15 protein-coding genes are annotated in these 26026 nt (G+C 70.0%); all 15 read right to left on the minus strand.

Annotated features, from left to right (window positions below):
• Positions 1-186: 186 nt before the first annotated feature.
• Positions 187-1380 carry an elongation factor Tu gene (gene tuf / locus AC25YV_RS05130; protein ID WP_488122749.1) on the minus strand — a complete coding sequence of 398 codons (1194 nt, stop codon included), beginning with the start codon at positions 1378-1380 and terminating at the stop codon, positions 187-189.
• Between the two features lie 170 nt (positions 1381-1550).
• Positions 1551-3665 carry an elongation factor G gene (gene fusA, locus AC25YV_RS05135; protein WP_488122750.1) on the minus strand — a complete coding sequence of 705 codons (2115 nt, stop codon included), beginning with the start codon at positions 3663-3665 and terminating at the stop codon, positions 1551-1553.
• Positions 3666-3769: 104 nt separating this feature from the next.
• Positions 3770-4240 (minus strand): 30S ribosomal protein S7, encoded by a 471-nt coding sequence (gene rpsG, locus AC25YV_RS05140; protein WP_488122751.1) that lies wholly within the window; start codon positions 4238-4240, stop codon positions 3770-3772.
• Between the two features lie 5 nt (positions 4241-4245).
• Positions 4246-4614, minus strand: coding sequence for a 30S ribosomal protein S12 (rpsL, locus tag AC25YV_RS05145; RefSeq protein ID WP_488122752.1), 369 nt, complete (start codon positions 4612-4614; stop codon positions 4246-4248).
• A 392-nt stretch (positions 4615-5006) separates the two neighbouring features.
• A complete protein-coding gene (locus AC25YV_RS05150) occupies positions 5007-5294 on the minus strand; it encodes a WXG100 family type VII secretion target (RefSeq protein ID WP_488122753.1) in 288 nt (95 codons plus the stop codon).
• 72 nt (positions 5295-5366) lie between these two features.
• Positions 5367-9872 carry a type VII secretion EssC family protein gene (locus tag AC25YV_RS05155; protein ID WP_488122754.1) on the minus strand — a complete coding sequence of 1502 codons (4506 nt, stop codon included), beginning with the start codon at positions 9870-9872 and terminating at the stop codon, positions 5367-5369.
• The gene (locus AC25YV_RS05160; RefSeq protein WP_488122755.1) at positions 9869-11062 is read right to left on the minus strand and encodes an RDD family protein; all 1194 of its coding nucleotides are present in this window, start codon (positions 11060-11062) and stop codon (positions 9869-9871) included. The genes AC25YV_RS05155 and AC25YV_RS05160 overlap by 4 nt, the downstream gene beginning before the upstream one ends.
• 105 nt (positions 11063-11167) lie before the next feature.
• Entirely contained in the window at positions 11168-11878 is a 711-nt protein-coding gene (locus tag AC25YV_RS05165; protein ID WP_488122756.1) for a hypothetical protein, read from the minus strand.
• Entirely contained in the window at positions 11875-13266 is a 1392-nt protein-coding gene (locus AC25YV_RS05170; protein WP_488122757.1) for a DUF5684 domain-containing protein, read from the minus strand. Before AC25YV_RS05170 ends, AC25YV_RS05165 begins: the two co-directional genes overlap by 4 nt.
• Positions 13263-15773, minus strand: coding sequence for a transglutaminaseTgpA domain-containing protein (locus tag AC25YV_RS05175; protein WP_488122758.1), 2511 nt, complete (start codon positions 15771-15773; stop codon positions 13263-13265). Before AC25YV_RS05175 ends, AC25YV_RS05170 begins: the two co-directional genes overlap by 4 nt.
• Positions 15770-17137 (minus strand): DUF58 domain-containing protein, encoded by a 1368-nt coding sequence (locus AC25YV_RS05180; protein ID WP_488122759.1) that lies wholly within the window; start codon positions 17135-17137, stop codon positions 15770-15772. The genes AC25YV_RS05175 and AC25YV_RS05180 overlap by 4 nt, the downstream gene beginning before the upstream one ends.
• Positions 17134-18099: an AAA family ATPase gene (locus AC25YV_RS05185; protein ID WP_488122760.1), complete on the minus strand. Its 966-nt coding sequence runs from the start codon at positions 18097-18099 to the stop codon at positions 17134-17136. The genes AC25YV_RS05180 and AC25YV_RS05185 overlap by 4 nt, the downstream gene beginning before the upstream one ends.
• Before the next feature lie 35 nt (positions 18100-18134).
• Positions 18135-24089, minus strand: a complete 5955-nt coding sequence (locus tag AC25YV_RS05190) for an Ig-like domain-containing protein (protein WP_488122761.1) — start codon at positions 24087-24089, stop codon at positions 18135-18137.
• Positions 24089-25228: a serine/threonine-protein kinase gene (locus tag AC25YV_RS05195; RefSeq protein WP_488122762.1), complete on the minus strand. Its 1140-nt coding sequence runs from the start codon at positions 25226-25228 to the stop codon at positions 24089-24091. Before AC25YV_RS05195 ends, AC25YV_RS05190 begins: the two co-directional genes overlap by 1 nt.
• 128 nt (positions 25229-25356) lie before the next feature.
• Complete coding sequence (locus tag AC25YV_RS05200; protein ID WP_488122763.1) at positions 25357-26010, minus strand: spermidine/putrescine ABC transporter substrate-binding protein; 654 nt, start codon at positions 26008-26010, stop codon at positions 25357-25359.
• Positions 26011-26026: the final 16 nt, after the last annotated feature.

Raw genomic sequence — 26026 nt, forward strand, 5'->3', positions numbered from 1 at the left:
GTGCAACGAGCCGCCGGGCAAACGCTAACCCTGGCCTTGAAGGACGTGAAGTGACCTTGGTCCCGCCTTCGCAGGCGGCCCGCTGGCGGCGCGGAAGAGTCGCTCCGCCGCCCGCGTGGTGATGGCGCCCGAACGCACGAAACCCCCCGGATTTCTCCGGGGGGTTTCGTGAACAGCGACGAAGTGTTACTTCAGGATCTTCGTGACCGTGCCGGCGCCGACGGTGCGGCCACCCTCACGGATCGCGAAGCCGAGGCCCTCTTCCATGGCGATCGGCTGGATCAGCTCGACCGACATGTCGGTGGTGTCGCCGGGCATGACCATCTCGGTGCCCTCGGGCAGCGTGATGACGCCGGTGACGTCGGTGGTGCGGAAGTAGAACTGCGGGCGGTAGTTCGTGAAGAACGGGTTGTGACGGCCGCCCTCGTCCTTGGCGAGGATGTACGCCGTGCCCTCGAAGTCCGTGTGCGGGGTGACCGAACCGGGCTTCACGACGACCTGGCCGCGCTCGACGTCGTCACGCTTGGTGCCGCGCAGGAGCAGACCACAGTTCTCGCCGGCCCAGGCCTCGTCGAGCTGCTTGTGGAACATCTCGATACCCGTGACGATCGTCTTCTGCGTCGGACGCAGACCGACGATCTCGACCTCGGAGTTGATCGCGAGCGTGCCACGCTCGGCGCGACCCGTGACGACCGTTCCACGACCGGTGATCGTGAAGACGTCCTCGATGGGCATGAGGAAGGGCTTGTCGCGGTCACGCACCGGGTCGGGCACGTTCTCGTCGACGGCGTCCATGAGCTCGACGATGGCCTCGGACCACTTCTCGTCGCCCTCGAGCGCCTTGAGTGCCGAGACGCGCACGACCGGCGCGTTGTCGCCGTCGAAGCCCTGGCTCGAGAGGAGCTCACGGACCTCGAGCTCGACGAGCTCGAGGATCTCTTCGTCATCGACTGCGTCGGACTTGTTCAGCGCGACGAGCAGGTACGGCACGCCGACCTGCTTGGCCAGCAGCACGTGCTCGCGCGTCTGAGCCATGGGACCGTCGGTTGCGGCGACCACGAGGATCGCGCCGTCCATCTGAGCGGCACCCGTGATCATGTTCTTGATGTAGTCGGCGTGACCGGGCGCATCGACGTGCGCGTAGTGACGCTTCGGGGTCTCGTACTCGATGTGCGAGATGTTGATCGTGATTCCACGCTGACGCTCTTCGGGAGCCGAGTCGATCGTGGCGAAGTCGCGCTGCACGTTGGTGGACGACGGGTACTTGTCGGCGAGCACCTTCGAGATCGCCGCCGAGAGCGTGGTCTTGCCGTGGTCGACGTGCCCGATGGTTCCGATGTTGACGTGCGGCTTGGTCCGCTCGAACTTGGCCTTGGCCACTGGGTCCTCCTCAGGACTGTCATGTAGAGCGTCCGGGCACTGGTTTGCGACCGGTCGTCTACGGGGATGGTTGTCAGTCTAATGACTGGTGCGATATGAAGTTGTGCGGATGCCGCGAGCCGGGGCCCGCGGCATCCCTGTCTGATACGCAGCCTGCGGCTGCGCGGGGATTACTCGCCCTTGGTCTTCTGGACGATCTCGTCCATGACGTTGCGCGGCACCTCGGCGTAGCTGTCGAACTCCATGGAGTAGACGGCACGGCCCGACGTCTTCGAACGCAGGTCGCCGATATAGCCGAACATCTCGGACAGCGGCACCTGAGCGCGCACGACCTTGACGCCTGCGGCATCCTCCATCGACTGGATCTGGCCGCGACGCGAGTTCAGGTCGCCGATGACGTCACCCATGTACTCCTCGGGAGTACGCACCTCGACGGCCATGATCGGCTCGAGGATGACGGGGTTCGCCTTGCGGACGGCCTCCTTGAAGCCCATCGAGCCGGCGATCTTGAACGCCATTTCGGACGAGTCGACGTCGTGCGCCGCACCGTCCATGAGCGTCGCCTTGACGCCGACCATCGGGTAGCCCGCGAGCACGCCGACGTTCATGGCGTCCTGGAAGCCCTGGTCGACCGAGGGGATGTACTCGCGAGGGATGCGACCACCGGTGACCTTGTTGACGAACTCGTAGGTCTTGTCCGCCGTGACCTCGAGAGGCTCGATCGCGAACTGGATCTTGGCGAACTGACCCGATCCACCCGTCTGCTTCTTGTGGGTGTAGTCGTGACGCTCGACGGCCTTGCGGATCGTCTCGCGGTAAGCCACCTGGGGCTTTCCGACGTTGGCCTCGACCTTGAACTCCCGCTTCATGCGGTCGACCAGGATGTCGAGGTGCAGCTCGCCCATGCCCTTGATGACGGTCTGGCCGGTCTCGGAGTTCTGCTCGACACGGAACGTGGGGTCCTCTTCAGCGAGCTTCTGGATCGCAAGACCCAGCTTCTCCTGGTCGGCCTTCGTCTTCGGCTCGATCGCGACCTCGAGCACGGGCTCGGGGAAGGTCATCGACTCGAGGACGACCGGGTTCGCGGCATCCGAGAGCGTGTCACCGGTCGTGGTGTCCTTGAGGCCGATGACGGCGTAGATGTGACCGGCGGTGACCGAGTCGACCGGCATCTCCTTGTTGGCGTGCATCTGGAAGATCTTCCCGATGCGCTCCTTCTTGCCCTTGGTCGAGTTCACGACCGCAGCGCCGGAGTCGATCGCGCCCGAGTACACGCGGATGTACGTCAGTCGACCGAAGAACGGGTGCACGGCGATCTTGAAGGCCAGCGCCGTGAACGGCTCGTCCTTGTCGGCGTGACGCTCGATGATGATTTCTTCGTCCTTGGGGTCGCGCGCCTCGATGGCGGGCACGTCCAGGGGCGAAGGGAGGTAGTCCACGACCGCGTCGAGCATCGGCTGCACGCCGCGGTTCTTGAACGCCGAGCCACACAGCACGGGGTAGATGTCGCCCGCAACGGTCAGCTTGCGGATCGCGGCCTTGACCTCGGCCACCGTGAGCTCTTCGCCACCGAAGTACTTCTCGAGCAGCGCGTCGTCCGTCTCGGCGACGGTCTCGAGGAGCTTCTTGCGGTACTCCTCGACCTTGTCGGCGAGCTCGGCGGGGATCTCCTGGACCTCGTACTTGGCGCCCATGGTGACATCACCCTTGGAGTCACCAGGCCACACGAGTGCGCGCATCTCGACGAGGTCGACGACCCCGACGAACTCGCTCTCCGAGCCGATCGGCAGCTGAAGCACGAGCGGCTTGGCCTTCAGGCGGTTGATGATCGTGTCGACCGTGAAGTAGAAGTCGGCGCCCAGCTTGTCCATCTTGTTGACGAAGCAGATACGCGGGACGTCGTACTTGTCGGCCTGGCGCCACACCGTCTCGGACTGGGGCTCGACGCCCTCCTTGCCGTCGAAGACAGCGACTGCGCCGTCGAGGACGCGCAGCGAGCGCTCGACCTCGACCGTGAAGTCGACGTGTCCGGGGGTGTCGATGATGTTGATCTGGTTCTTGTTCCAGAAGCAGGTGACAGCGGCAGAGGTGATCGTGATGCCACGCTCCTGCTCCTGCTCCATCCAGTCGGTGGTCGCACCGCCATCGTGCGTCTCACCCATCTTGTGGTTGACGCCCGTGTAGAACAGGATGCGCTCGGTGGTGGTCGTCTTGCCAGCATCGATGTGCGCCATGATGCCGATGTTGCGGACCTTGTTCAGGTCGGTGAGCACTTCTTGTGCCACGGGGTGTCCTTATCTTGTGGATCGATCGGGTTTCGTGGAGTCCGACCCTTCGATGGGTCCAGGGCCGGGCGGGTTGCGCCCGGCTCCTGAACCTGTCGACGGGTTTACCAGCGGTAGTGCGCGAACGCCCGGTTCGACTCGGCCATCTTGTGGGTGTCTTCGCGGCGCTTGACCGCGGCACCCAGGCCGTTCGAGGCGTCGAGGATCTCGTTCTGCAGACGCTCGGTCATCGTCTTCTCACGACGACCCTTCGCGTAGCTGACGAGCCAGCGCAGAGCCAGCGTGTTGGCGCGGTGAGGCTTGACCTCGATCGGCACCTGGTAGGTCGAGCCACCGACGCGGCGCGACTTGACCTCGAGGGTCGGGCGCACGTTGTCGAGGGCCTTCTTGAGCGTTGCGACGGCGTCCTGGCTGTTCTTCGCCTCGACACCGCGGAGGGCGTCGTAGACGATCGACTCGGCCAGCGACTTCTTGCCGTCGACGAGGATCTTGTTGACGAGCTGCGTGACGATCGGCGCACCGTAGACCGGATCGTTGACGACAGGGCGCTTCGGGGCGGGTCCCTTACGAGGCATCTAACTCAACCCTTCTTCGCACCGTAGCGGCTGCGAGCCTGCTTACGGTTCTTGACGGCCTGGGTGTCCAGGGCACCACGGACGATCTTGTAACGGACACCCGGAAGGTCCTTCACACGACCGCCGCGCACGAGCACGAGGGAGTGCTCCTGCAGGTTGTGTCCTTCACCCGGGATGTATGCCGTGACCTCGGCACCGTTGCGAAGCTTCACACGAGCGACCTTGCGCATCGCGGAGTTCGGCTTCTTCGGCGTCGTGGTGTACACGCGGGTGCAGACGCCCGCCTGCTGGGGGTTCGACTTCAGAGCGGGAGCCTTGGTCTTCGAGACCTTCGGCGTCCGCCCCTTGCGAACCAACTGCTGAATGGTTGGCACGTTCTCTCCTTGTTGTGCTGCACGGTGACAGCGTCGTGGTCTCACCCGCAGCATCCGGATCTTTCGATTCATGACGCTGCAGACTCACGCGAACCCACCGCGCGCCAGAATGGTCTGAACGCGAGTCGTTGGTGGATATGCCGTGGGGGCGACCTGTTCGCAGGCCGATCCCTGAGATGCGGCACCTCGCACACCGGCATCCGCGCCGAGGCACGGTGGACGGCGCGCAATGCGCACACCCGATCTATGATAGGCCGGATTGCAGAGGTCGGTCAACCGCAGGGTCCAGACGCCGCCTCTGGCGGAGCGGCGAGAGGGCGCCGCGCTCCCCCGCGCCCGGTGGCACAAAGACGCGACCACCGACACAGGGCCGGTGGTCGCGTGAAGGAAGGTCAGTTGCCGGCGAGTGCCTGGTCGGTGTCCTTGATGGCCTGCATCATCTTGCGCAGCGACTCGCCCATGTCGCTGATGCCCTCGATGGCCTTCTCGAGACCCGTCGTGAGCTCGTTGTAGCCCTCGCCGAACTTGCCCGAGGCGTGCTCGGTCTTGAAGTCGTCGCCCAGCAGGCGATCGACGTCGGCCTTGAGGCGACGAAGCACGTCACCGATCTCTTCGCGACCGGTCTCGAGCTTGCCCGCCATCGCGTCCATCTCGCCATAGGAAGCCTTGAAGTCAGCCATCATCCACCCTCTCGGTCACCGGACCGAGTACCCCCGGTCGTTGATCAGGCTAACCGAGGCGCCTCAGGCGCCCTATGGGGAGGATTCCCCATCCCCTTCGCCCACGAGCGGCAGCTGCACCGTGATGAAGCGTCCATTCTCCACGAAGAGCCCTCGTCCGGGGGGGAACTCGTGACGCTGCACCTTGGGGAAGCCCACCTTGAACAGCGACTCGCCGTCGTACGTCTCCGGGCGGAGGGCGATGCCGTGTCGCCCGGCCTTGAGCTCGCCGATGAGGCCGTAGCCGCTGCTGAGCTGCGAGACGTCGCCGTCGGCCACGAGGAAGTGGTCGCTGCGGTTGATCGCCTGGAAGAGCTCCTTGAGGGGCCGTTCGGCATCGGTGTCGCCGAACTCGGTGACGTTCTCGACGATGATCGCGATCCGCGTCGGGATCGTCTCGTCTGCCACGACGTCTTTGAGCTCTTTGGCGAGGGCCCGCACGTCCTCGATTGCGCTCGCCTCTCCGCGCCACGGGCGGAAGGAGCGCAGGGCCGCGCGGCGACCGCCGATGTGGAAGAGCTCGACCGCCGGGTCGAAGCGCTCCAGTGCCGCGACGATGCCGCGCAGAGCCGTCGTCTTGCCGCTCTGGGGCGGACCTGCCACGACGAACGTGCCGACGGGCTCGAAGCCCGTGGGGCCGAGGGTGTCGTCGCCGATGCCGAGAGTGGGCATCTCGCCGACGCGTTCGGGAAGCTCAGCCAGGTCGAGCTCGGTGGGAAGCGCCCCGATGTTCTGCGCCTCGGCAGCGCCCGCCCGCCGCAGCGACGCGGCGAAGGCCTCGGCTGCGGCGTTCTGCTCGGCGACGTTGGATGTGCCGCCGATGACGGCGACCTGCGTCTCGAGGCCGTCGACGATCGCGCGGCCGGGCGCGCTGCGCTCGTTCAGGACGTCTTTCGCGACGCCGAGGATCGCATACGCGCTCTCGTCCGACATGCGCAGCACGATGCGCTTGGTGACGTTGGCGCTCACAGCCGTCGGCACGGCACCGTAGCGGTCGGCCGTCGCAACGACGTGCACGCCGAGCGGGCGACCCTCGCCGAGCATCCGCATGAAGATGGCGTAGAAGGGCGCACGGGCCGACGTCGTCTCCCAGTCCTGCTTGAAGACGCCGAAGCCGTCCAGCAGCAGCAGGATGCGCGGCTCGGTGACATCACCCGTGATCTGGCGGTACTCCGTGATCGTCGCGGCGTTGACGGCCGAGTAGCGCTTGGCGCGATTGTCGAGGATGCCACGCAGCGTGCGGAACAGCCGCTGCACGCGCTCGGCGTCATCACCAGAGACGATCGAGCCGACGTGCGGCATGATCTCGAGCGAGCGCAGCGCCCCGGTGCCGAAGTCGATGCCGTACACGGCCGTGCGGGCGAGGTCGGGCCGCGCTCCTGCGGCGATGGCGACCGTGCGCAGCGCGGCGCTCTTGCCCGCGCCGCTCGTGCCGTACACGAGCATGTGCCCGTCGGTGTCGGGCGAGAAGAAGACCGCCTCCTGCAGCTGGCGCTGCGGGATGTCGGCGAGCCCGAGGGGGATGTGCCCATCTCCGTCGAGCGGCAGGTCGCGCAGGTCGATCGTCGTCGTGAGGTCGTCGAGCCACGGCCGCCGCGGAACCGGGATGCCCGCTTCGGCAGCCCCGCGCACGAGATTCGCGACGAGTCGCTTCTGATCGTTGGGACCGAGATCTTCGTCGTGCGTGTCGGATTCGCCCTCTGCGCCTGACTCCCACAGGGTCACCGAGCCGAAGCGCAGGTCGGCGACACGCACCTCTGCCCGGTCGGGCTCGTCGGTCGTCCACCCGCCGGCGTAGCCCGACTGGAACGGCACGAGCCGCCCCGGGCCGGTCTTGGCGATGCCGCGACCGGGGATCGAGGGGTCGAAGGTCGAGGCGACGACATCGCCGACGACATCGTTCGAGTCCGCAGCGTCAGCCATCCGCAGCGCAACGCGCAGGTTGGTGTTGGCACGCAGGTTGTCTTTGATGACACCGGCGGGCCGCTGTGTCGCCATGATCAGGTGGATGCCGAGGGAGCGACCCCGCTGCGCGATGTCGACGACGCCGTCGACGAACTCGGGCACTTCGGTCGCGAGCGCGGCGAACTCGTCGATGACGAGCACGAGGGCGGGCGGCGTCTCGGGGTCCTGGCGCTTCTCCAGCTCAAGCAGGTCTTTGGCCTTCTTGCGGTTGAACAGGTGCTCGCGGTGGTGCAGTTCGGCGCGCAGGCTCGTGAGCGCCCGTCGCACGAGGTGGGGGCTCAGGTCGGTGACCAGGCCCACCGTGTGCGGCAGCTCGACGCAGTCGGCGAAGGCCGACCCGCCCTTGTAGTCGACGAAGAGGAACGTCACGCGGTCGGGGCTGTATTCGGCCGCCATGCCGAGCACCCACGCCTGCAGGAACTCGGACTTTCCCGAACCGGTCGTGCCGCCCACGAGCGCGTGCGGGCCCTGTGTTCGCAGGTCCAGCGTCATGGCGTCAGGACTGCCCTGACCGACGTAGGCCTTGAGCGTTCCGGCGCGTTTCAACCGGGGCCGCGGCCCTCGCGCGCGGTCGATGATCGAGTTGTTCTGCCGCCAGCGCTCGACGACAGCCTGCGGCTCCTGCGCGAGGTCGCTGCCGATCAGTCGCAGCAGCGAGACGCTCGCGGGCAGGTCCGACGAGTCGGCCGCGACCGAGCTCGAGTCGACGACGGGAGCAAGTCGCTTGGCGAAGATCTCGGCATAGTCGCGCGAGACGCCCTCGATCTCGACATCGACGGCTCGTTCACCGGCGCGCACCCAGCCCACGTGCGCGTTTTCGAGGCCGTCGGTCACGTCGATGAAGGTGCGGCACGCGGCGGGGAGGGATTCCACGGTCGGTGCGACGAAGATCGTGTAGACCCCCGCATCGGGGCCGCGTTCGATCACCTGCGTCAGGCGAGGCCGGTCGACGGGCGCGTCATGGGTCACGAAGAGCACGAGCGACACGTCGCCGATCTTTCCCTCAGACCCCCCGGACTGCTCGCCGACGTGCTGACCGAGAGCCATCGATGTGTCTTTCGCAGCGAGCGGCCCCCGCCGGGTGGCCGATCCCGAGAGGCGCTCCAGAATCGCCTCTTCGAGACCGTTGAGCAGCGCCGTGCCGGCGGACTGACTGTCGGCGAGCGCCATCTCGGCAAAGGGCGACCGCGGGCTCGTCGTGTGAGGCAGCCACTTCATCCACTCCATGTCCGCCGTCCAGCCGGGGTCGACGATCGCGGCCGTCACGACCTCGTTCGGAGCGTGCAGACCGAACAGCTGAACGCCGAGTCCGCGCACGACGTCGGCTGCGAGCTCGCGCGTGCCGGCGATGCCGATCGCGCCGGCCGAGGGCAGCAGCTCGATCACGGGCACGTCCTCGATGCGCGCGTAGCGCTGCCGCACCGCCTCGACCTGGTGCGAGTACTCGGCGATGCCGCGCTGGTCGTTCGGCTGTGCGACGGTGTTGCGGCTCTTAGCCGTTCCCACGCCGAGGCGCAGCCCCAGGAAGTTCCAGTGCTCGGGGCGCCGCGTCCACAGCATGGGGCCCAACGAGATCGCGTCCTCGTAGACCGCCGCCGTCGCGGGGGCTTCGGCTCGGCGACGCTCGCGCTCGACGAGTTCTTCGTTGGCGAGGTTCTCGTCGAGCTCGTCGAGTTGCGACTCGAACGTCTCGATCTCGAGCTTGAGCTTCTTGCCCTGCTGCGTGCGCTGGCCGATGAAGTTGCCGAGCATCATCAGCGGCGCCATGGCGACGATGAGCAGCGACGTGGGGCGCTGCGTCAAGGCGTACATCGCGAGGCCGAGCAGCACGGGCGCCATGATCATGGGCCACGGGAACATCCGCGGGTCGGCTTCGTTCGGGATGATCGGATGCCGGAACTCTTCGCCGGCGTAGCGGTCTTCGACGCGCGGCGATCGGTTGAACATGAGCGCGCCGCCGCGCTCGAGAACGAGGGCGTCATCGGTCGCGACGCGTTCGGCGAGCGTGAACGACACGTCGGTCGCGCCGATCGTGATGCGCTGACCGGGAATCACCCGCACGCGCTGCACGAGTCCGCCGTCGACCACGAGGCCGTTGGCCGAGTTGAGGTCGACGAGTTCGATGCCCTGGTCGACGTCGAGCCTCGCATGCCGCTTCGATACGAGCGGATCGTCGATCAGCACTTCGGACGGGGCGGCGCGGCCGATGACGGTGCTGCCCGCCGCGATCGGCACGGTGCGGCCGGCGTCGGGGCCGTTCAGGATGTGCATGACCGCCGCCGTCGCGGCGCCTCCGTCCGCCGCGGTGGCCGCCGGGACGACCGACGCGGCGAAGCCGGAGCCGATCGGGGCGTCGCCGATGGGCGTCGCGGGGTCGAGGTGCACGGGCTCACCGGCAGGCGGAGCGACGAGCAGTGTCGGAACGGCGCTCGCATTGACTGCACCACCCTGCGCGAGGGCGTCGCCGTCGGCGAGCTCGCGCGCGACATCCTGCACGGTCGCGGTGGAATCCGCCGTGACGAGCACGTCGACCGACGTGCCCACTCCCCGACGCAGGCTCAGCTTGAGCTTCACGAATCAGCTCCTCTCGCGACGACTTCGAATGAGCGCCCGCCCACGTGCACGGTCCACCCCAGGGGCACCCGCATCGCCTCGGCCGTCGGAACCGCGACCGTGTCGCCCCCGGGGGAGCGCAGATGTGTGCCGTTGCGCGATCCTCGATCGGTGATCCACACGCCCTCGGCGTCCTGGCCGAACGCCGCGTGGGTCTTCGACATGAGCCGCTCGGGGTCGTCGAGCTGCACGAGCGCGTCGACCTGCTCGCCGTCGGCGGCTTCAGGATCGCGACCGATCAGCGCGAAGGCGGGGACCCGCATCGTCGATCCGTCGTCGAATCGTACGGTCGGCCGTGCGCGGCGGCTTGCGCCGGCGTCGGTCGGCGCGGCCGCAGCGGGGGGTGAGACCTCGACGACCCCGCGGGACGGGACGGGTGCCTCACGGATAGGCGCAGGCACCTGCACCCCGGCCGCGGTGGGGACGGCGTCGATGAGCGCAGCGGGCGCGGGGGTTCTTCCCGACCACTGCGCGCCGGTGCTGCCCGAGCCCACGACGCCGGCGCGCGAACGCGCACCGAGGATCCGCAGCGCGTCGGCTGCGCCGACTCCGGTCGCCATGGACGGCAGGTCCTCGCTGTCATCGGGGCGACCGCGCAGCGTGCGGCGGGCATGACGCATGGCCTTGGCATCGAACGGGTCGATGCCCGCGCGGGTGTCGACCACCCAGCACCCGCCGATTCGATCCAGGATGCTGCGCCCTCGGGCCTGCGGGTCCCACAGCCCCGAGGCGAAGAGCACGCCGGGGCCGATGAGCGGCACGATGTTGCTCGCCGAGAGCACGAGAGCGCGCCCCACGACCCGCCAGAACCCGGGCCGGCTGAAGTCGACGGCCGAGACCGAGCGCAAGCGCAGCATGGCCTTGCCGGCGGTGACACCACGACGCCCGTGCACGATGAGCTGGATGAGGACGAAGAGCGTCGCGAGAAACCCGCCGGCGGCGATCAGGATGATCGGCACGAGTGGCGGCGTTCCGTTCACCAGCAGCACGGCGCCCGTGATGGGGATCGCGGCGAGGATCATCCACAGCGCGACGTCGATCGCGAAGGCCAGCGAGCGGATGCCGGCGCCCGCGGGCACGAGCCCGAGAGCAGCCGCGACGGCAGGATCGGAGTCGTCGAATTCGCCCGTGGGCACGTCAGCCTGTGTCATCGTCTTCCTCGCGTCACGGCAGCAGGTTTCGGTCCGCACGGTGCGGGCGCACGGACCGCCCCACACTCTCACGAAGGGCACCGTGTTCGGAAAACCGGCGGGCGGTCATCCGGCGCTCGTCAACAGGACGACCCACAGCGTGGCCCCCGCCACGAGAACGATCACCGCCGCAGCGGCGACGGTCACGATGAGTCGTCGACGCGCGACACGGCGGCGGCGCGCGGCCAGCGCATCCGTGTCGACGGCCTGCTGGGCGGGGCGTTGGGGCGGCGCGGTCCGGGGCACGCGAGCGGGCTCGGATGTGCGCGGGCCGTACGTCACGGGGGGCGTCGGCAGGTCACGCCGCGGTGCCGGTCGCGCGCTGCCCTCACCCGAAGACGGCCCGTGTCCGCGGGTGAGCACGGTGTCCTCGACGGGCTTGTCCCCTGCCGCGGCGAGATCGGCGCGGCGGCGGGACTCGCGGCGCACGACGACGGTCGAGCCATCGTCGGGGTCGACCTCGGCCGGGGCCCCGGCCGAGGCGCGCCGAGGGCCGGCGGCGCCGATGTCGGCCGGGTGCGCGGCATCCGGTCGGCCGCGGGCGGCGCGACGCGTCAGGTCGTCGACGCCCGGCGCGCGGTCGCGCGCTTCTCCCTGAGAGCGTCGGGAGAGCAGCGTGGCATCCTCCGGATCGTCGTCGGCGGGCACCGTCGTCTCTGCAGCGGCCGCTCTCGCACCTCGCGGTGCGCTCACCCGGGTGCGTTCGAGATCGTCGTCGGACGGCCGAGAACCACGTCGCCGTACGACCCGGGTCTCGTCGTCGGGCTCGTCGGTCACTCCGCGCTCCGGGTGAGTCGGATCTCGGCGTCGCCGAGCAGGAAGCGGTCACCCGCCTCGATCGCGACGCCCGGCGTCGCCTCGATCTCGGTGCCCATGAGCGTCGCGAAGACGACGCCGTTCGTGGAGTTGAGGTCGGTCACCCACCACGTGTCGCCGCGCAGTTCGAGCCGCGCGTGGGTCTTGGAGACTGTGCCGTCGTCGATCGAGACGAGCTGCGCACCGGGATGCGCGGACTCGAGCTTCGGGCGCCGACCGAGCAGCACGACGTCGGAGCCGATCGGAACAAAGGTGCCGCCCGGCGTGATGATCGACCAGTCGGTGCGCCGGCGACGCGCGATGATCGTCTCGTCGAACGCGCCGTCGGGGATCTGCGAACGCCTGGTCTGCGCCGAGACCGACGAGACCGCCGACCGGGGAGAACCCGCAGCGGGAGCCCCGGCGATCGCCGAGACGGGTCCGGAGGTGTCCGGAAACGCTTCGGACTCGATCAGCGGCGCCCGTGTGGGCACCCAGGGCTCGGGCTCGGCCAGCGGTTCGGGGTCCGGCTGCACGGGCGGGCTCGCGGGAAGCACCCAGGGATCGGCCGACGGCGGTACATCCGGAGCCACCTCGCCGCCGCCCTGCGGAGCATCCGGTGCGCGCAGCGCATCGAGCTCCTCACGGCTGCGGGTGAGGCCGTCGTCGTCCTCGGTCAACGGCGCCCAGCCACCGGGCGGCGCCGAAACGGGCGACTCGGCACGGCTCGTCGCGGGGGGGACCGGCCCCTCGTCGACGGGTGCCGGTTCTGCCGATGGGGCGAACGGCGTCGGGCGGCCCGGTGCGGGCGCGGGAGGCGCGACAGCATCGGCCGACATCGACAGGAGGGGATCCTCGCCCGCGACGAGCGTCGAGCGCCCGTGGATGGACCCACCCGCGCCGGGCATGGGCGGAATCGGACCCGTCTGAGGAAACCCCGGCGCCGGGCCGAAGGGACCGTCGGCGATGGGAGCCGGGAAGCCCGTGCGGCGCGGACCCACTTCTTCTTCTTCGCCCACCCAGCGCGCGCTGCCGAAGCCCAGGACGGTCGCCCACACGGGAAACAGCACAGCTGCCAGCAGGGTCATCCCCGTGCCGAGCGTGAACGCCGCATTGATGCGATGGCACGCGATGATCTGGAAGACCCAGACCGCGACCGCACCGGCGATCGGCACGAGATAGAGCAGGAGCACGAAGGGTGTGACCGCGCCGAGGCGGAAGAGCACGACCTGGTTGTACACCGGCACCCACGCCGCCCACGCCTCCTGACCGGACTTGCGGAACACCGCGGCGAGCGCGATCGCCGTCCAGACGTAGATCACGAGGGCGACGAGCAACCAGATCGGGCCGGCAGATGCAACGATGTTCATGGCGTGGGACGCAGGAGCCGAAGCCCCGAACGCCTCCCCCTCTCGGCGATGAGCGTGCGAGCACCGTTCGCAGGTGCCAGCGGGCGGATGATCGATCTCAACGATACGGTCGCAGCGACTCTGCGCCAGACGCCATCCGCCCCGAGCATCGCGTGTCGCTGCGCATCGACGGTCTTCCAGTACACGTGGACGGCCTCCTCCGAGGGCGCCGCGTCCTCCCCCGCGAAGACCGCTTCATCCGCGGATGCCGCAAGCTCGGCCCCCGCCGGGGTGCCCAGCGCCGCCGCCGCCTCGGTACGAGTCGCACTGCGCGGCACGTCGCGACGCGCGTCGATCGCGGCATCCACGTATTCATCCCATCCCCCCGCGATGCGCTCGGCCGGGGTCCCCGTCGTGCGGCGAGCGCGGCGGCGCAGGCGCTTGGCCGTGATCACCGCGAGGGACGGGCCGAGCACGAGCAGCAGCACGAGCAGCACGATCCCCGTAGTGCGCAGCACGGGCCACAGCCACGCCAGATCGGGGCCGGTCGCCTCGTCGGGCGGGTCGCCCGCGGCGGCATCCTGCTGCATGGGTTCGGCCGGGATGATCTCCTCGACGGAGTCGGGGTGCACTTCGGTGACGACCTCGGGGTCGCGCTGCTGCGTGACCTCGAGACTGGGCGACTGCGTGTGCTGCGGCGTCGTGTCGATCGGGATCCACTCGCCCCCGACGGCCTGGACTTCGACCCACGCCGCGAGATCCCGCGCGCGACATACCCCCTCGTCGCAGACGCTCAGATCCGCTTCGTCGGACACGAGACGCGTGCCCACCACGACCCGCGACGGGAAGCCGAGTTCGCGGGCGATGAGGGCGACGGCCGTCGCGAACTGCTCGTCGTCGCCGATCGCGGCGACGAAGTTGTCGGATGCCGCGGCACGCGGATCGGCTTCGCGTTCGAGCAGGCGCGTGAACAGGGCATCCACGCGGCCGAGCGAGTGACCCGAAGCGCTCGGCTGGAACCGGTAGCCGGTCAGAGCGTCCGCCCACACGGCTCGGCCGTCCGCGCCGAGCGACAGGGCATGGCTGAGGTAGCCGCGCTCGCGCAGCAGGTCGACCGCCGCCTGGAGCGCCGCACCGCCCGACCCGGATGCGTGTGCGTCGGCCCACGCCCGAAGGCTCAGCGGGGTGGCAACGAGGGTCTGCGCACCGGGCGCCTGGGCTTCGGCGAGCGGGATCCGCGGCGGTTCGACGCCCGTCAGGCGATAAGCATCGCCGGACTGCAGGCCGGCGCGAGCGGTCTGCAGCCCGGCGGCGGCACCCGCGCTGTAGTAGAAGCCGTCGGCCAGCGCGACCGCCCGTGGCCCGTCGAAGTCGACACGTGTCAGCTGACCGGCCGTCGGCATCCACAGCTCGTTCCAGCCGTCGATGGTCACGCGCAGATCGATGGGCTCGCCGTCTCCGGCCTCGAGGGCGGAGGCGACGCGAACGAAGCGGCCCTCACCGGTCCCCTCGCTCGTGCGGAACACCTCGCCGTCGTAGTCGTCCAGTGTCGCGAGACGCACGCGGTCAGGCATGCGCTCGGTCTGCTCGACCGTGAACAGCACCTCATCAGCGCGCTCGTCGCCGAAGAAGGCGCGGTACTGCGAGAGCGGGCTGAGCTCGGTCGCGAGGTCGATCTCGGGCCCGACGGACGCGCGCAGCACATCGCGGTCGACCCCCCGCGCCGCGAACGGCACGACGGCGACCGCGACAGCGACGGCCGCGGCGATCATCCCGACCCCGAGCGCCGCGCGACGGCGGTCGGCGGGCGAGGCGTGCCGTGCGGCACGCACTCCGCTCGCGACGGCCGCGCGCTGAACGGCGCGCACACGCTCGTCGTGCGCGCGCCACGCGAGCCAGAGCAGGCATCCGAGCAAGCCCGCGATGCCGAGCGCCGTCTCGACCGGGGCGTACAGCGTCAGCGCGCCGAGCGTCACGGGCGGGCTCACCTCGGCGCGACCGAACACGAGGCCGAACGAGACCATGGCCAGGGCCACGGGGATCGCGACGTACGCGCGGCGCCCCTCGCGCCACGAGAGACGCAGCAGTGCGGTCGTGCCGATCAGGAAGACGACGAGCGCGGGCACGAGCAGGTTGCGGTACGAGCCGACCGGCAGGTCGACGGTGAGCAGGTCCTTCCACCCCACGACCGCGCCCGCCGCGAGCTCGCCGAGTCCGCGCAGGATCTCGTCCGGCCCGCCGAAGCGCGAGGGTACGGCGAGCGGCACCCCCAGCACGAGGAACGCCGCGACGACGATGCCCGTCACGACCCAGCCGCTCCAGTGTCGTCGCGTCGCGACGACCGCGATGCCGAGCGCGACGGCCACCGACACGGCCACGAGGAGGAGGAACGCCGGCTCGCGGTAGATCGGCCACGCCGCGACGGCCGCCGTCGCGACGACCGCAGCGGTGAACACCGAGCCCGTGACGATGCGCGGCTCGACGCGGCGGGTCGAGCCGGCTTCCCGGCGTCGCTCGGCCCGAGTCATCGGGAGGCCCCCCTCAGCAGCAGCCCGGCCAGATCGTCCAGAGTGCCGATCGTGAGGACGGTGAGGCTCGAGATCGTCTGCATGCGAGGGTGTGCGAGCTCGTTGCACACGACGGCGATGACGGCGGTGTCGGGGGGGAACGCAAGCGCCGCCTGCCGCAGGCGCGTCAGCGTCACAGCCGAGCCCACCACGAGGACGGCGACCGAGAGCTGCTCACGGGACTCGGCGGTGAGCCGGCAGACGTCGCCGATCGCCATCGTGTTCTCGAACGTGCGCACGGCGCTGAAGCCGTCGAGCATGGGCCGGGGCGACCCCGCCGGCAGCTGGTGGATCGTGCGCAGACGTCCGCGCACGACCCGTGGGATCTCGGAGCCCGTCACGATGACGACATCGCGCGCGTCGCGCACGGCGCGCAGGCCGAGGGATGCCGCCGCCGAGACGGCGAGCTCGAACTCGTCGGCGTCGCGGAACTCGTGCTCGGCGACGGCGAGCACGATCGCCATCCGCGAGCGCCGGGACTCCTCGTACTGCCGCACCATGAGCTGTCCGGTCTTGGCCGTCGACTTCCAATGGATGTGGCGCCGGCCATCGCCGGCGGTGTAGGGGCGGATCGCGTGGAAGTTGATGTCGGCGTCGACCGTGCGCCGCGTCGGCGCACCCTCGAGGTCGCGGATGAGACCCGCGCTCGTGGACGGGATCGATGTCGTGCGGGGGTGCACGTACACCTCGTTCACGTCGGCGAAGGCGTGCTCGCGGCGCAGCATGCCCACGGGGTCGCTGCGCACCGTCGTGGCGGGACCGACGCGCACGATGCCGCGTCGCGGTTGCGGGATGTGGAGCGGCTGGGTGACCGCGTGGCCGGGGCGCAGCATCGGCACGCTGAACTCGACGATGCCCGGCCCGACCGGGATGTCGATGCGACCCGGCAGCGCCAGACGACCACCCGTGTTGCGCACGACGACGTCGCCCGACAGCCCGTCGCCTGCGACGATGCGCTCGCGCGCCAGCGACAAATCGACCTCGTACGAACGCGATCCGAACAGAAACGGGATGCTGGCCAGCAGGAGCAGCAGCGCGGCGACACCGGCGACCATCCATTCGATCCAGCCGAAGGCGAAGCCGAGGCCGAGGCCCCCAGTCGCCGCGAGCAGCACGAGAGCGCCCGCCGGCCGCACGGTGCGGGAGGCCCAGACCGTGCTCGCCTGCGCCGCCGCGACGACGGCGCGCCACGCTCGCGCAGCCCGGACGACGATTCCGACCATGCGCCCCGACGAGATCGACGTCGAGGTGACCGAGGTCGCGTGGGTGCGCCCGGCCGTCCCTTCGGTCGAGGTTCGCGTCCGGCGCGTGTCGGTGAGGCTCATACGGCCTCTCGACGGGACGGCGGCGCGATGTCGAGAAGCACCTGGCCGATGACGGCCTCTTGCGTCACGCCGTCGAACTCCGCCTCGGCGTGCAGGATCAGCCGGTGCGAGAGCACCGAGACGGCGAGCGCCTTGACGTCGTCGGGGGTCACGTAGGTGCGCGCCTGCGAGACGGCACGCGTGCGTGCGGCGCGGGTGAGAGCGAGCGCCCCGCGGATGCTGACCCCGAGGCGCACTTCGTCGGCGGACCGGGTCGCGTCGATGATGCGCGCGATGTAGTCGAGCACGAGGGCGTCGACGTAGGCCTGCGCCGCGAGGTCGGCCATGCCCACGAGCGCGTCGGGGGTGATGACGGGCGCGAGATCGGCGGTCGGCGTCGCGGCGCCGTCGAGGATGCGCACGGTCGCCGCGTGGTCGGGGTACCCGAGCGACGTGCGCATCATGAACCGGTCGAGCTGCGCTTCGGGCAGCCGGTAGGTGCCGGCCTGCTCGATGGGGTTCTGCGTCGCGAGCACGATGAAGGGGTCGCCGACGGGGCGCGAGACGCCGTCGATCGTGACGCTGCCCTCTTCCATGACCTCCAGCAGCGCGGACTGCGTCTTGGGCGACGCACGGTTGATCTCGTCGGCGAGCACGATGTTCGCGAAGATGGGGCCGGCGTGGAACTCGAAGACGCCCTCCTTCTGGTCGTACACGCTGATGCCCGTGATGTCACCGGGGAGCAGGTCGGGGGTGAACTGGATGCGGGTGTTCGTGCCCTGCACCGACTGAGCCATGGCGCGCGCAAGTGAGGTCTTTCCGGTTCCGGGGACATCCTCGAGCAGCACATGCCCGTCGCTCAGCATGGCCGTCAGGACGAGCTCGACCGCGTGGCGCTTGCCCAGGACGGCACGCTCGACGTTGTCGGCGAGCTGGGCGAACGTCTGGGCGAACCAGGTCGCCTGCTCTGTGGAGATGGTCATCGCGGATTCCTCGATCGATCTGTCGTCAACATGGCTCAGGGTGCTTCCTCGGGCTCGGGCGGCAGGTTCGGGTTGCACGTCGAGCCGAAGGTCGCCGAGGCGGGGCTGAGTCCCCACTGCGACCAGCTCGCCGTGACGGCTATGCCCTCGACGCGCGCAGCTCCGACGGGCACGACCCACGTGCCGACCTGATGGGGCACGACAGCGCCCGCGGAGTCGTAGTACATGAGACCGGAGGGGTCGAACCGGAACGTCGCCACCGTGCCGCCGGGTCCATTCGACGACGAGCCCGTCGGCGCGAGCGCGCCGCCGCCGACGCATACCGAGGCGAGTCCCCACGATGCCTGCATCTGGTAGGGCGCGCTGCCGGCAGCGGGTGTCACCGCCGACCACTCGGTCGGGTTACCCCACACCTGGTGCACGTAGCGCACGCGGATGCCGGGATTCTGGCCGAACGTGCCGTTGCCGGGGAACCGGTCGAACTCGACGCGGTTGCGGTTGGGGACCGGCTCGTTCGACCGCGGCTCCTCGCGAATGACCCACTGCGCGCGGTTCTGCGCCGTCAGGACGTCGGGGGTGGCATCCACCCGGAAGGTGTAGCCGGAGGGGGCGCGTCCGGACTGCGCGGCGCGCACTGCGCTCGACGTCTCGACGCGGGCGAAGGATGCATCGCCCCAGAAGGACTCGACGCACAGGATGAACCGGTACTCCTCGCCGTCGGCCAGGCCCGGGAAGGTCGCGGACTGCCCGTCGGCCGTCACCCGACACTGCTGACCGTCGCGCACGATGCCGTAGCGCAGGGTCGAGCCCGTGCCGTTGAGCTGCGCCGAGGCGTTCGCCGTCACAGTCGAGGTGCCGTCGCCGCCGGACACGGAGGAGAGCACGAGATCGGGCACGAGCGGTGCCCCGACACCGTTGCCCCACCCGATCGTCGAGGTGCCCGTCGGGCTGCCGCCGATCCCGGGCGGCAAGTCGAAGCGCGAGTACGGGGTCACGGTGATGGGCGACCGTGTGTTCGTGCTGACCCGGTACGTCGGCACGTCGAGCGTGCCCGAGCCCCGGCCGACCGGCACGCGGACGGTGTCGCCTGTCGCGCTCGTGATCTCGACCGAGCCGGTGTCGGCGGTCAGGCCGCTGATCGTGAGTGCGACGACGCCGCCCCCGGCACCGGCCGCCACAGGGCGGGCGGTGACGGATGCCGGCGCTGCCGGTGCGTCGTAGGCCCACGCGACGGTGCGCACGGCCGCTGCGGACAGGCCGACGGAGTTCGTCGCGAACGCTTCGTAGGTGCGCTGTTCGCCGTTCGGCGCCGCGATCTCGGGGCATACCCCGTCGACCGAGCAGCGGGCGACGTCGCGGCCGTCCGACCTGACGACGAAGCCCGAGAGCTCGGGATAGGCCATGCGGGCGGGGCCGGGATCGATGCGCAGCGTGACCGAGCCGTCGGCGTAGCCGGTCTGCGCGATCGAGGCAGGCGCCTTCGGGTACCCGAGCAGATCGAACGCGATCCGGCCATCGCGGTCGCCGTTCGTGCCGCGGCCCTGCGCATCCCGCACCGAGAAGGCAGCGGCACACGTCGTTCCGGCCGTGTCGGAAGTCCATGATGCCGAGACGGTGGTGGTCGATACGCGGGCGAACGTCACTCCCGCGCACGCACCGGCGTCGCGGACCGACGTCACCTCGAGCGGTGTGCGCGGCAGCGGGTTGACCTCGCCCGCGGCGCCGACGACGGTGAAGGTGCACGACGATCCGGCGGCCTGCGAGCACTGCTGGGTGACGGAGCCGCCGCGCGGCAGGGTCGAGGGCGCCGCCCCGACGCGCAGGATGAGCCGCGCCGGCGTCACCTCGGCGTGGCTCGTGACCGACACGACAGCGGCATCGTCCACGCCGGGGACGGCGCGATCGGCACCTGTCACCGTGACGATCGACCCGTCGAGCGAGACCGCGAACGAGGTGCCGGTGTAGTCGAGGTCGTAGGCGATGCCGGCCCAGTCATCGCGCAGCTGCCACGTCGTCATCGAACGAAGGTCGAACGTCGTCGTCTCCCCCGGTCCGACGGTCACCGAGCCGGCCCTCAATTCGGGCTGCGGGTCGCGCGCGAGGACGGTGATCGGCACGGACAGCTGCGTCCATTCGGCCTGCCCTTCGAGACGCACCGCCACGCGGCACGCGTCGCTCCAGGGTGCGCCGACGCCGGCGTCGTAGCGCACACGCGTTCCCTCTTCGACGCTGCACGACGAGTCGGCGCGCGCACCTGACGAGGCAACGTCCGCGCCCACTTCGAGCCGTGTTCCGCGAGGCTTGGCAACGAGGTCGGTCATGTCGAAGACGACCGATTCCAGCTCCACCGCCTCCGGAGCGACGAATCCCGTTCGCAACGCGAGCGTGACGTCGTTCTCGCCGGGGACGCGCAGGAACGCGTACGTCGTGACCTCGCCCGCAGCACCCTCGCCTGTCACGGCGAACGGGATCAGCTGTGTGCGGGCGCCGAGCTGGCCGCGGATCCGTGACCCCGCGGCAGAAACGTCGCCGGGATCACCCCACAGCGATACGTCGAGGTCCTGGACGGATCCGCCCGACCACGCGACCTTGCCGTCCAGGACATCCACGCCCGCGGGAAATTTCTCGCGGGTCTCGGCGGTCAGGATCGTGTCGCTCACGAGAGGGTAGTCGGGCACGCTCTCGCGGACGACCCTGACCACGATGAGCCCGCGCGCCGTGTTGCCCGACGTCGACGCGACGTCGTAGAGGAACGACATCGTGCCGGGTTCCTCGCCGGCTTCGACGACGACCTCCTGATCGTCGACGGACAGCAGCCTGTCCGCGAGCCGGTCGAACTCGGGGTTGGGTTCGCCCTCGAGCGTCTGCGGCAGGTCGGGTCGCACATCGGTCAGCGTGAGCACGCCGCCGACGGGGTCGACGTCGTTCGCGAGCGGGCGGACCCGCAGCGACTTGCCCTCACCCGCCTGCACCTGCACGTAATCGGTGTACGTCACAGGACTCGGGTTCGATTGGGCATCGAGCACGCCGATGCGCACGCGGGCGTCGCCGGTCTCCCCCGACGGATCGACGACGCGGTACGTGAACGAGACTTGTCCGCGGTCGCCCGCGACGCTGGTGTAGACGATCGACGCACCGTCGGCGGACAGCGCCGCCGAGCCGCGCTCGGGCTGCGTCACGATGCTGTCGAGCGACACGGTATCGCCGTCGGGATCCATCTCGAACGGCGTGAAGTCGATCACCGTGGACTGTCCGCTGAGCACCCGCCCCTCGAGCCGCTCGGGCAGCGGCGCTCGGTTGGTCTCGTCGCCCAGCACATGCACGCGGACGGTCGCGACGTCGGCGAGCGAGGGCGACCCGGCCGTGAAGACGGCGTAGTCCACCGTGTAGTCGCCGGGGTCGGTCGGCGCGAGATAGCGCAGTAGGTCGCCCGAGGCGAAGGCCAGCGCGTCATCGGTCGACGAGACGACCCGTGACGGGTCGAGGACGGGCCGTTCGCCGGCAGGGGCGATGTCGTTCTCGAGCACCGGGATGTCGACCTGCGCGCCGGCGCGCACGACGACACGATCGTCGACGGCGATGGGGGCGACCTCGGGAGCCGGCGGGAGCAGGTAGACGGTGGCCTCGCCCTCGACGCGGGCGCCTTCATCCTCGGTGCCGTCGCTCACGACATAACGCACCGTGCCCAACGGCCCGGGTGCTCCGGTCGCGGTGGCGCCCGAGACGCGCAGGTGACGCTGGCCGACGGCGTCGACCGAGAGGCTCGCGCCCGGCTCGGGCATGGGCTCGATGTCGCTGAGCAGCAGCACGCGACGGGTCGGGTTGTACACCGCCTCGAGGACGTCGATCGTGGCGTCCTTCTGCGGATGCACGAAAGCGACGACGGGCGCCGTGGCGAGCTGCGGCGGGGCTCCTTCGGGAAGGACCGTGATGCGGGCCGTGCCTCTGGCCTCTGCGACGCCGTCGGTCACCGTGAAATCCACGCGGAACGTGCCGGGGGCGCGCGCCGAGAAGTCGAACTCGGTCGTGCCGCCGACGATCGTCGCCGATGCCGGCGCATCGTCGAGCACGCGGACGGACGAGAGCGAGAGCATCCCCGTCGTGCCCGTCACGTGGGTCGCGACGTCAACCGTCGTTCCGGGGCCGAGCACATCGACGAGCGCGAACGAGCGCACGTCGAGCGCGGGCTGCGGCGTGACCCGGACGTTCAGCACCTCGACCGTCGTGGCGCCCCGCGTGTCGGCGAAGGTCAGCGCGAGCTCGACGAGCTGTTCGCCGCCGGACCCGTCGTCACTGTGCTGATAGACGACCTCGCCGCCGGGGGTCGCGGCGACACTGCCTATCTGCGAGGCGTTGTCGACCGACAGCAGCATGACGGGGTCGCCTTCGGGATCGACCCAGCCGTGCAGCACAGGAACCGTCACGGTGCCGCCGCGGGCCACGTCGGGCTCGGGCCACTCGAGCAGGCAGCCGTCGACACCGCACCACTGCGGGGCCGTGTTGATCGATTCGGGTTCGACCGTGATCGTCACGGTCGAGGGCTCTGAGACGAGGCCGTCGGCAGACGTGCCGTCGGTCACCGCGTACGAGAACGTCGCTGATCCCGTCGCCCCCGGGGCGACCCGCACGGCGAGCCGCTGCGCGTCATCGGTGAGCGACACCGTGCCGAAGGCGGGATCGAGCCCCGTGACCGACGACCCCACGATGCTGAGCACGTCTTCGTTGGGGTCGTGGTCGTTCATGAGCACGGGAAGCGCCGCGATGCCGCCCGCGCGTACGCCGAAGACGTCGGGTTCGGCGACAGGAGGCTTGGGGTCGAGCATGACCGGCAGCTCTTCGTCGCTCACAACCGACTCGGCCTCGACGCGCTCATCGAGCGACCAATCCTGACTCGACGGCACGAGGTCGCCCGCGGGCGCGGTCCATACCCAGCCCGATCGTGCTTCATTGAGCAGCAGGGCATCGCGTCCTTCGACGAAGACCGGCCGGCGCTGGTCGGGCAGCACATCGCCGCCGTAGTCCAGCGGCACGCCGACATCGTCGCGCGAGTTCCACATCACGCCGGCCGCGCCGCCTTGGCCGAGCCACGCGGCATAGATGTCGCCGTCGTACACGACCGGCGCCGCGGGAACCCCGAGGACCGTGTCGCCGATGCCGCCGAATGCGCGCTCGACAGCGCCGTCGACGGGGACCCGCACGATCGACGTCTCGTCGGCGAGATACACCCCGTCGCCGTCGGCATCGGGCTCGCTCACGACGACGGGTCCGGCCAGGGGTGCCTGCTCGGCGGCATCCGCCCCTCGCCGCCACAGCGCTCCCGTCTCGGTGTCCACGATCGTCCACGTATCGCCGGCTGCCGTGATCGCGAGCGCTTCGGAGGCACCGACCGCGACGGCGTCGCGACCGCGGACCACCGACGCCGCGATGTCGTATCGCAGCACCGAGCGATCGGCGCGGGAGTACGCGAAGAGGATGCCGCGCTCGTCGACGGCGATCGCGTCGGCGGTGTACCGCGGATTGTCGTCACCGTCGGTGAACGGCGCGAGCTGCGCGGCGTCGCCGAGCGACAGCCGCCCCGCGAAGACCGTGCCGGCGTCGGTGAGGTAGGCGACGAAGTCAGCGGCGGTCGCGACGTCGATCGTGCCCTGCGGCGTCGGGGTGGACGTGTCGAGCGTCTCGTCGTCGAGGTGGGCGGGCAGGGCCTCGTCGATGCGGGTCAGCGTGCTGAGACTGTCGCTGAAAAGATAGGCCGCCTCGGGCGTCTGAACGACGAGGTCGGGGTTGCTGACGCTGCGGACCGTATCCAGCTCGCCGACCGTGGTGTTGACACGCGCGTAGCGACTGCCGTCGCCCGTCTGCAGCGCCCACACCGATGCGTCGACTGCCGGAGTCTCCTTCGCATCGAGGCCGGGCCACACGATGCTCGCCGTCGTCACGAGCGTGACAGCGGCGGCAGCCGCGGCGAGTCCGGCCAGCGTACGCCGGCGCATCACAGCATCCCCGTCGCGTAGAGCACCGCGACGACCGCCGACGACGCGACCACGACGGTCGCACCGATGATGCCCACGACGAGCCCGGCGCGCCGCGGACGACCGCTGCCGGGCGCGGAGAAGGCGGTCTCCTCATCGCGCGCGAGCCGCGCGACACCCGGATCCGTCGGCGCCTTGCGGCGGCGGACGTGGTCGACGCTGGAGCGGACGGGACCGCGCAGACCGGCATCCGAGAAGTCGACGCGCTCCGAGGCGGGGGCCCACTCGGTCTCGGGCACATCGATCGGCGTCGGCGACGAGCCCTGCTCGATCTGCACCTGCTGCAGAGCCTCGGCGAACGCCCACGCCGACGGGTACCGCTTGGCGGGATCGCGGCTCATCGCCCGGGAGAGCACCGCCTGTAGGGATGCGGGGACATCGGCGCGCGAGATGTCGGTGTACGACGCCCGGGCGATCCGGCGGCGCAGCAGCTCTTTCGTGTTCTGGCCGCGCTCGCGCCGCTCGAAAGGACTCTGCCCCGCGAGCAGCGAGTACACCGTCGCGCCCAGGCTCCACACTTCGCTCGCGACGGTGCCGGCCGTCTGCTCGGCGACCACTTCGGGCGCACTCCACGGGACCGACATCGCGAGCACCTCGTCGGCTGTCTCGCGCAGCAGAGACGACGAGATGCCGAAGTCGGCGAGCACGGGCGTGCCGAAGGTCGTGATGAGGATGTTGCTGGGCTTCACGTCGCGGTGGAGCACGCCGGCACGGTGCGCCGACTCGAGCGCGCCCGCCATGCGCACCCCGGTTGCGAGCACCTCGTCGACCGGGATCCGCTCGATGCGGTACCGGCGCGCGAGCGACCCGGGGCAGTTCTCCATGACGATATAGGGGCGCCCGTCAGCCGAGATGCCCGCCTGGTACACCGTGACGATCGCGGGATGCGCCGACAAGCGGGCGAGCACATCGGCCTCGGCGTTGAACATGCGCCGAAGATCCGGATCGCGCACGTCGCTCGGCAGCACCTTGACGGCGACGTTGCGCCGAGGCATGTCCTGTTCGTACAGGAAGACGTCGGCGAACCCACCCGAGCCGAGGGGCCGGATGTAGGCGAGCCCGGGAAGCAGCGGAGGTGCCGAGGGCAGGCGTGCGGCCACCGATCCCTCCCCCAGGATGATTGCGCCGAGTGATCAGCATCAAGTGCGCAACGGTGCGCAGAAGTGGGGCAATGCTAACAAAACCCGCTCCGGGGACCTGGGCAATCGCCCGGGCCGTGTGCACAACCTCAGTCGCCGGGTGCCTGCGGGTCGAACGGTGCGTCGAGGGTGCGCGCCAGATCATCGAGAAGGGCCGCGATCTGCGGCTCGACGTGCTGTGTCACGGCGGCCTGGATCCGCAGGCGGTGCGGCAGCAGCACGGCGCACACTTCGCGGCCCACCATGTTCGCGTAGTCGTCGGCGAGCGCGACCTCTTGGCGCAGCGCCGCCTTGGCCTCCTCCGTGAGCGGTGGGAGGTCGGGCACCTGCGCTTCGGCCTCTTCGGCCATCCCCGACAGAGTGAACAGGAACGGAGCACCCGGCTGGGGCTCAGGGTCCAGCGGCATCCCCTCGAACTCCGGCTCGAGACCCTCGGCGGGGCGGTAGGCGCGCGCACGGTTGCGCGCAGCCTGCTGGTCGAGCTCGGCCTGCAGCATGGGGAGGTTGCGCGACGTGTAGTCGGCGACGGAGCGGTCGACGATCGCCTTGATGCGGATGGACAGCCCGTGCTGCACGCCGTGGGGGACGTCGGAGCCCAGACCCGCCGCCGACAGGATCGGAGATCCGAAACAGCGACGGCAGGGAGCGACGCGCCCGCGGTGAGTCGCGGGTTGCCAGCGCGGCAGCCACACGAGCCAGGCGTCCACCGCCTGGCTGACCTGCGTCTCGAGCGAGCGCTCCACGCGACAACGCTATCCT

Source organism: Microbacterium sp. Y832, assembly GCF_057669765.1.

What these genes read in the sequence shown, in the direction of transcription:
- rpsG (WP_488122751.1), bottom strand. Translation starts at nt 4,240, where the DNA reads ATGCCTCGTAAGGGACCCGCCCCGAAGCGCCCTGTCGTCAACGATCCG.
- AC25YV_RS05150 (WP_488122753.1), bottom strand. Translation starts at nt 5,294, where the DNA reads ATGGCTGACTTCAAGGCTTCCTATGGCGAGATGGACGCGATGGCGGGC.
- AC25YV_RS05160 (WP_488122755.1), bottom strand. Translation starts at nt 11,062, where the DNA reads ATGACACAGGCTGACGTGCCCACGGGCGAATTCGACGACTCCGATCCT.
- AC25YV_RS05170 (WP_488122757.1), bottom strand. Translation starts at nt 13,266, where the DNA reads ATGAACATCGTTGCATCTGCCGGCCCGATCTGGTTGCTCGTCGCCCTC.
- AC25YV_RS05175 (WP_488122758.1), bottom strand. Translation starts at nt 15,773, where the DNA reads ATGACTCGGGCCGAGCGACGCCGGGAAGCCGGCTCGACCCGCCGCGTC.
- AC25YV_RS05180 (WP_488122759.1), bottom strand. Translation starts at nt 17,137, where the DNA reads ATGAGCCTCACCGACACGCGCCGGACGCGAACCTCGACCGAAGGGACG.
- AC25YV_RS05185 (WP_488122760.1), bottom strand. Translation starts at nt 18,099, where the DNA reads ATGACCATCTCCACAGAGCAGGCGACCTGGTTCGCCCAGACGTTCGCC.
- AC25YV_RS05190 (WP_488122761.1), bottom strand. Translation starts at nt 24,089, where the DNA reads ATGCGCCGGCGTACGCTGGCCGGACTCGCCGCGGCTGCCGCCGCTGTC.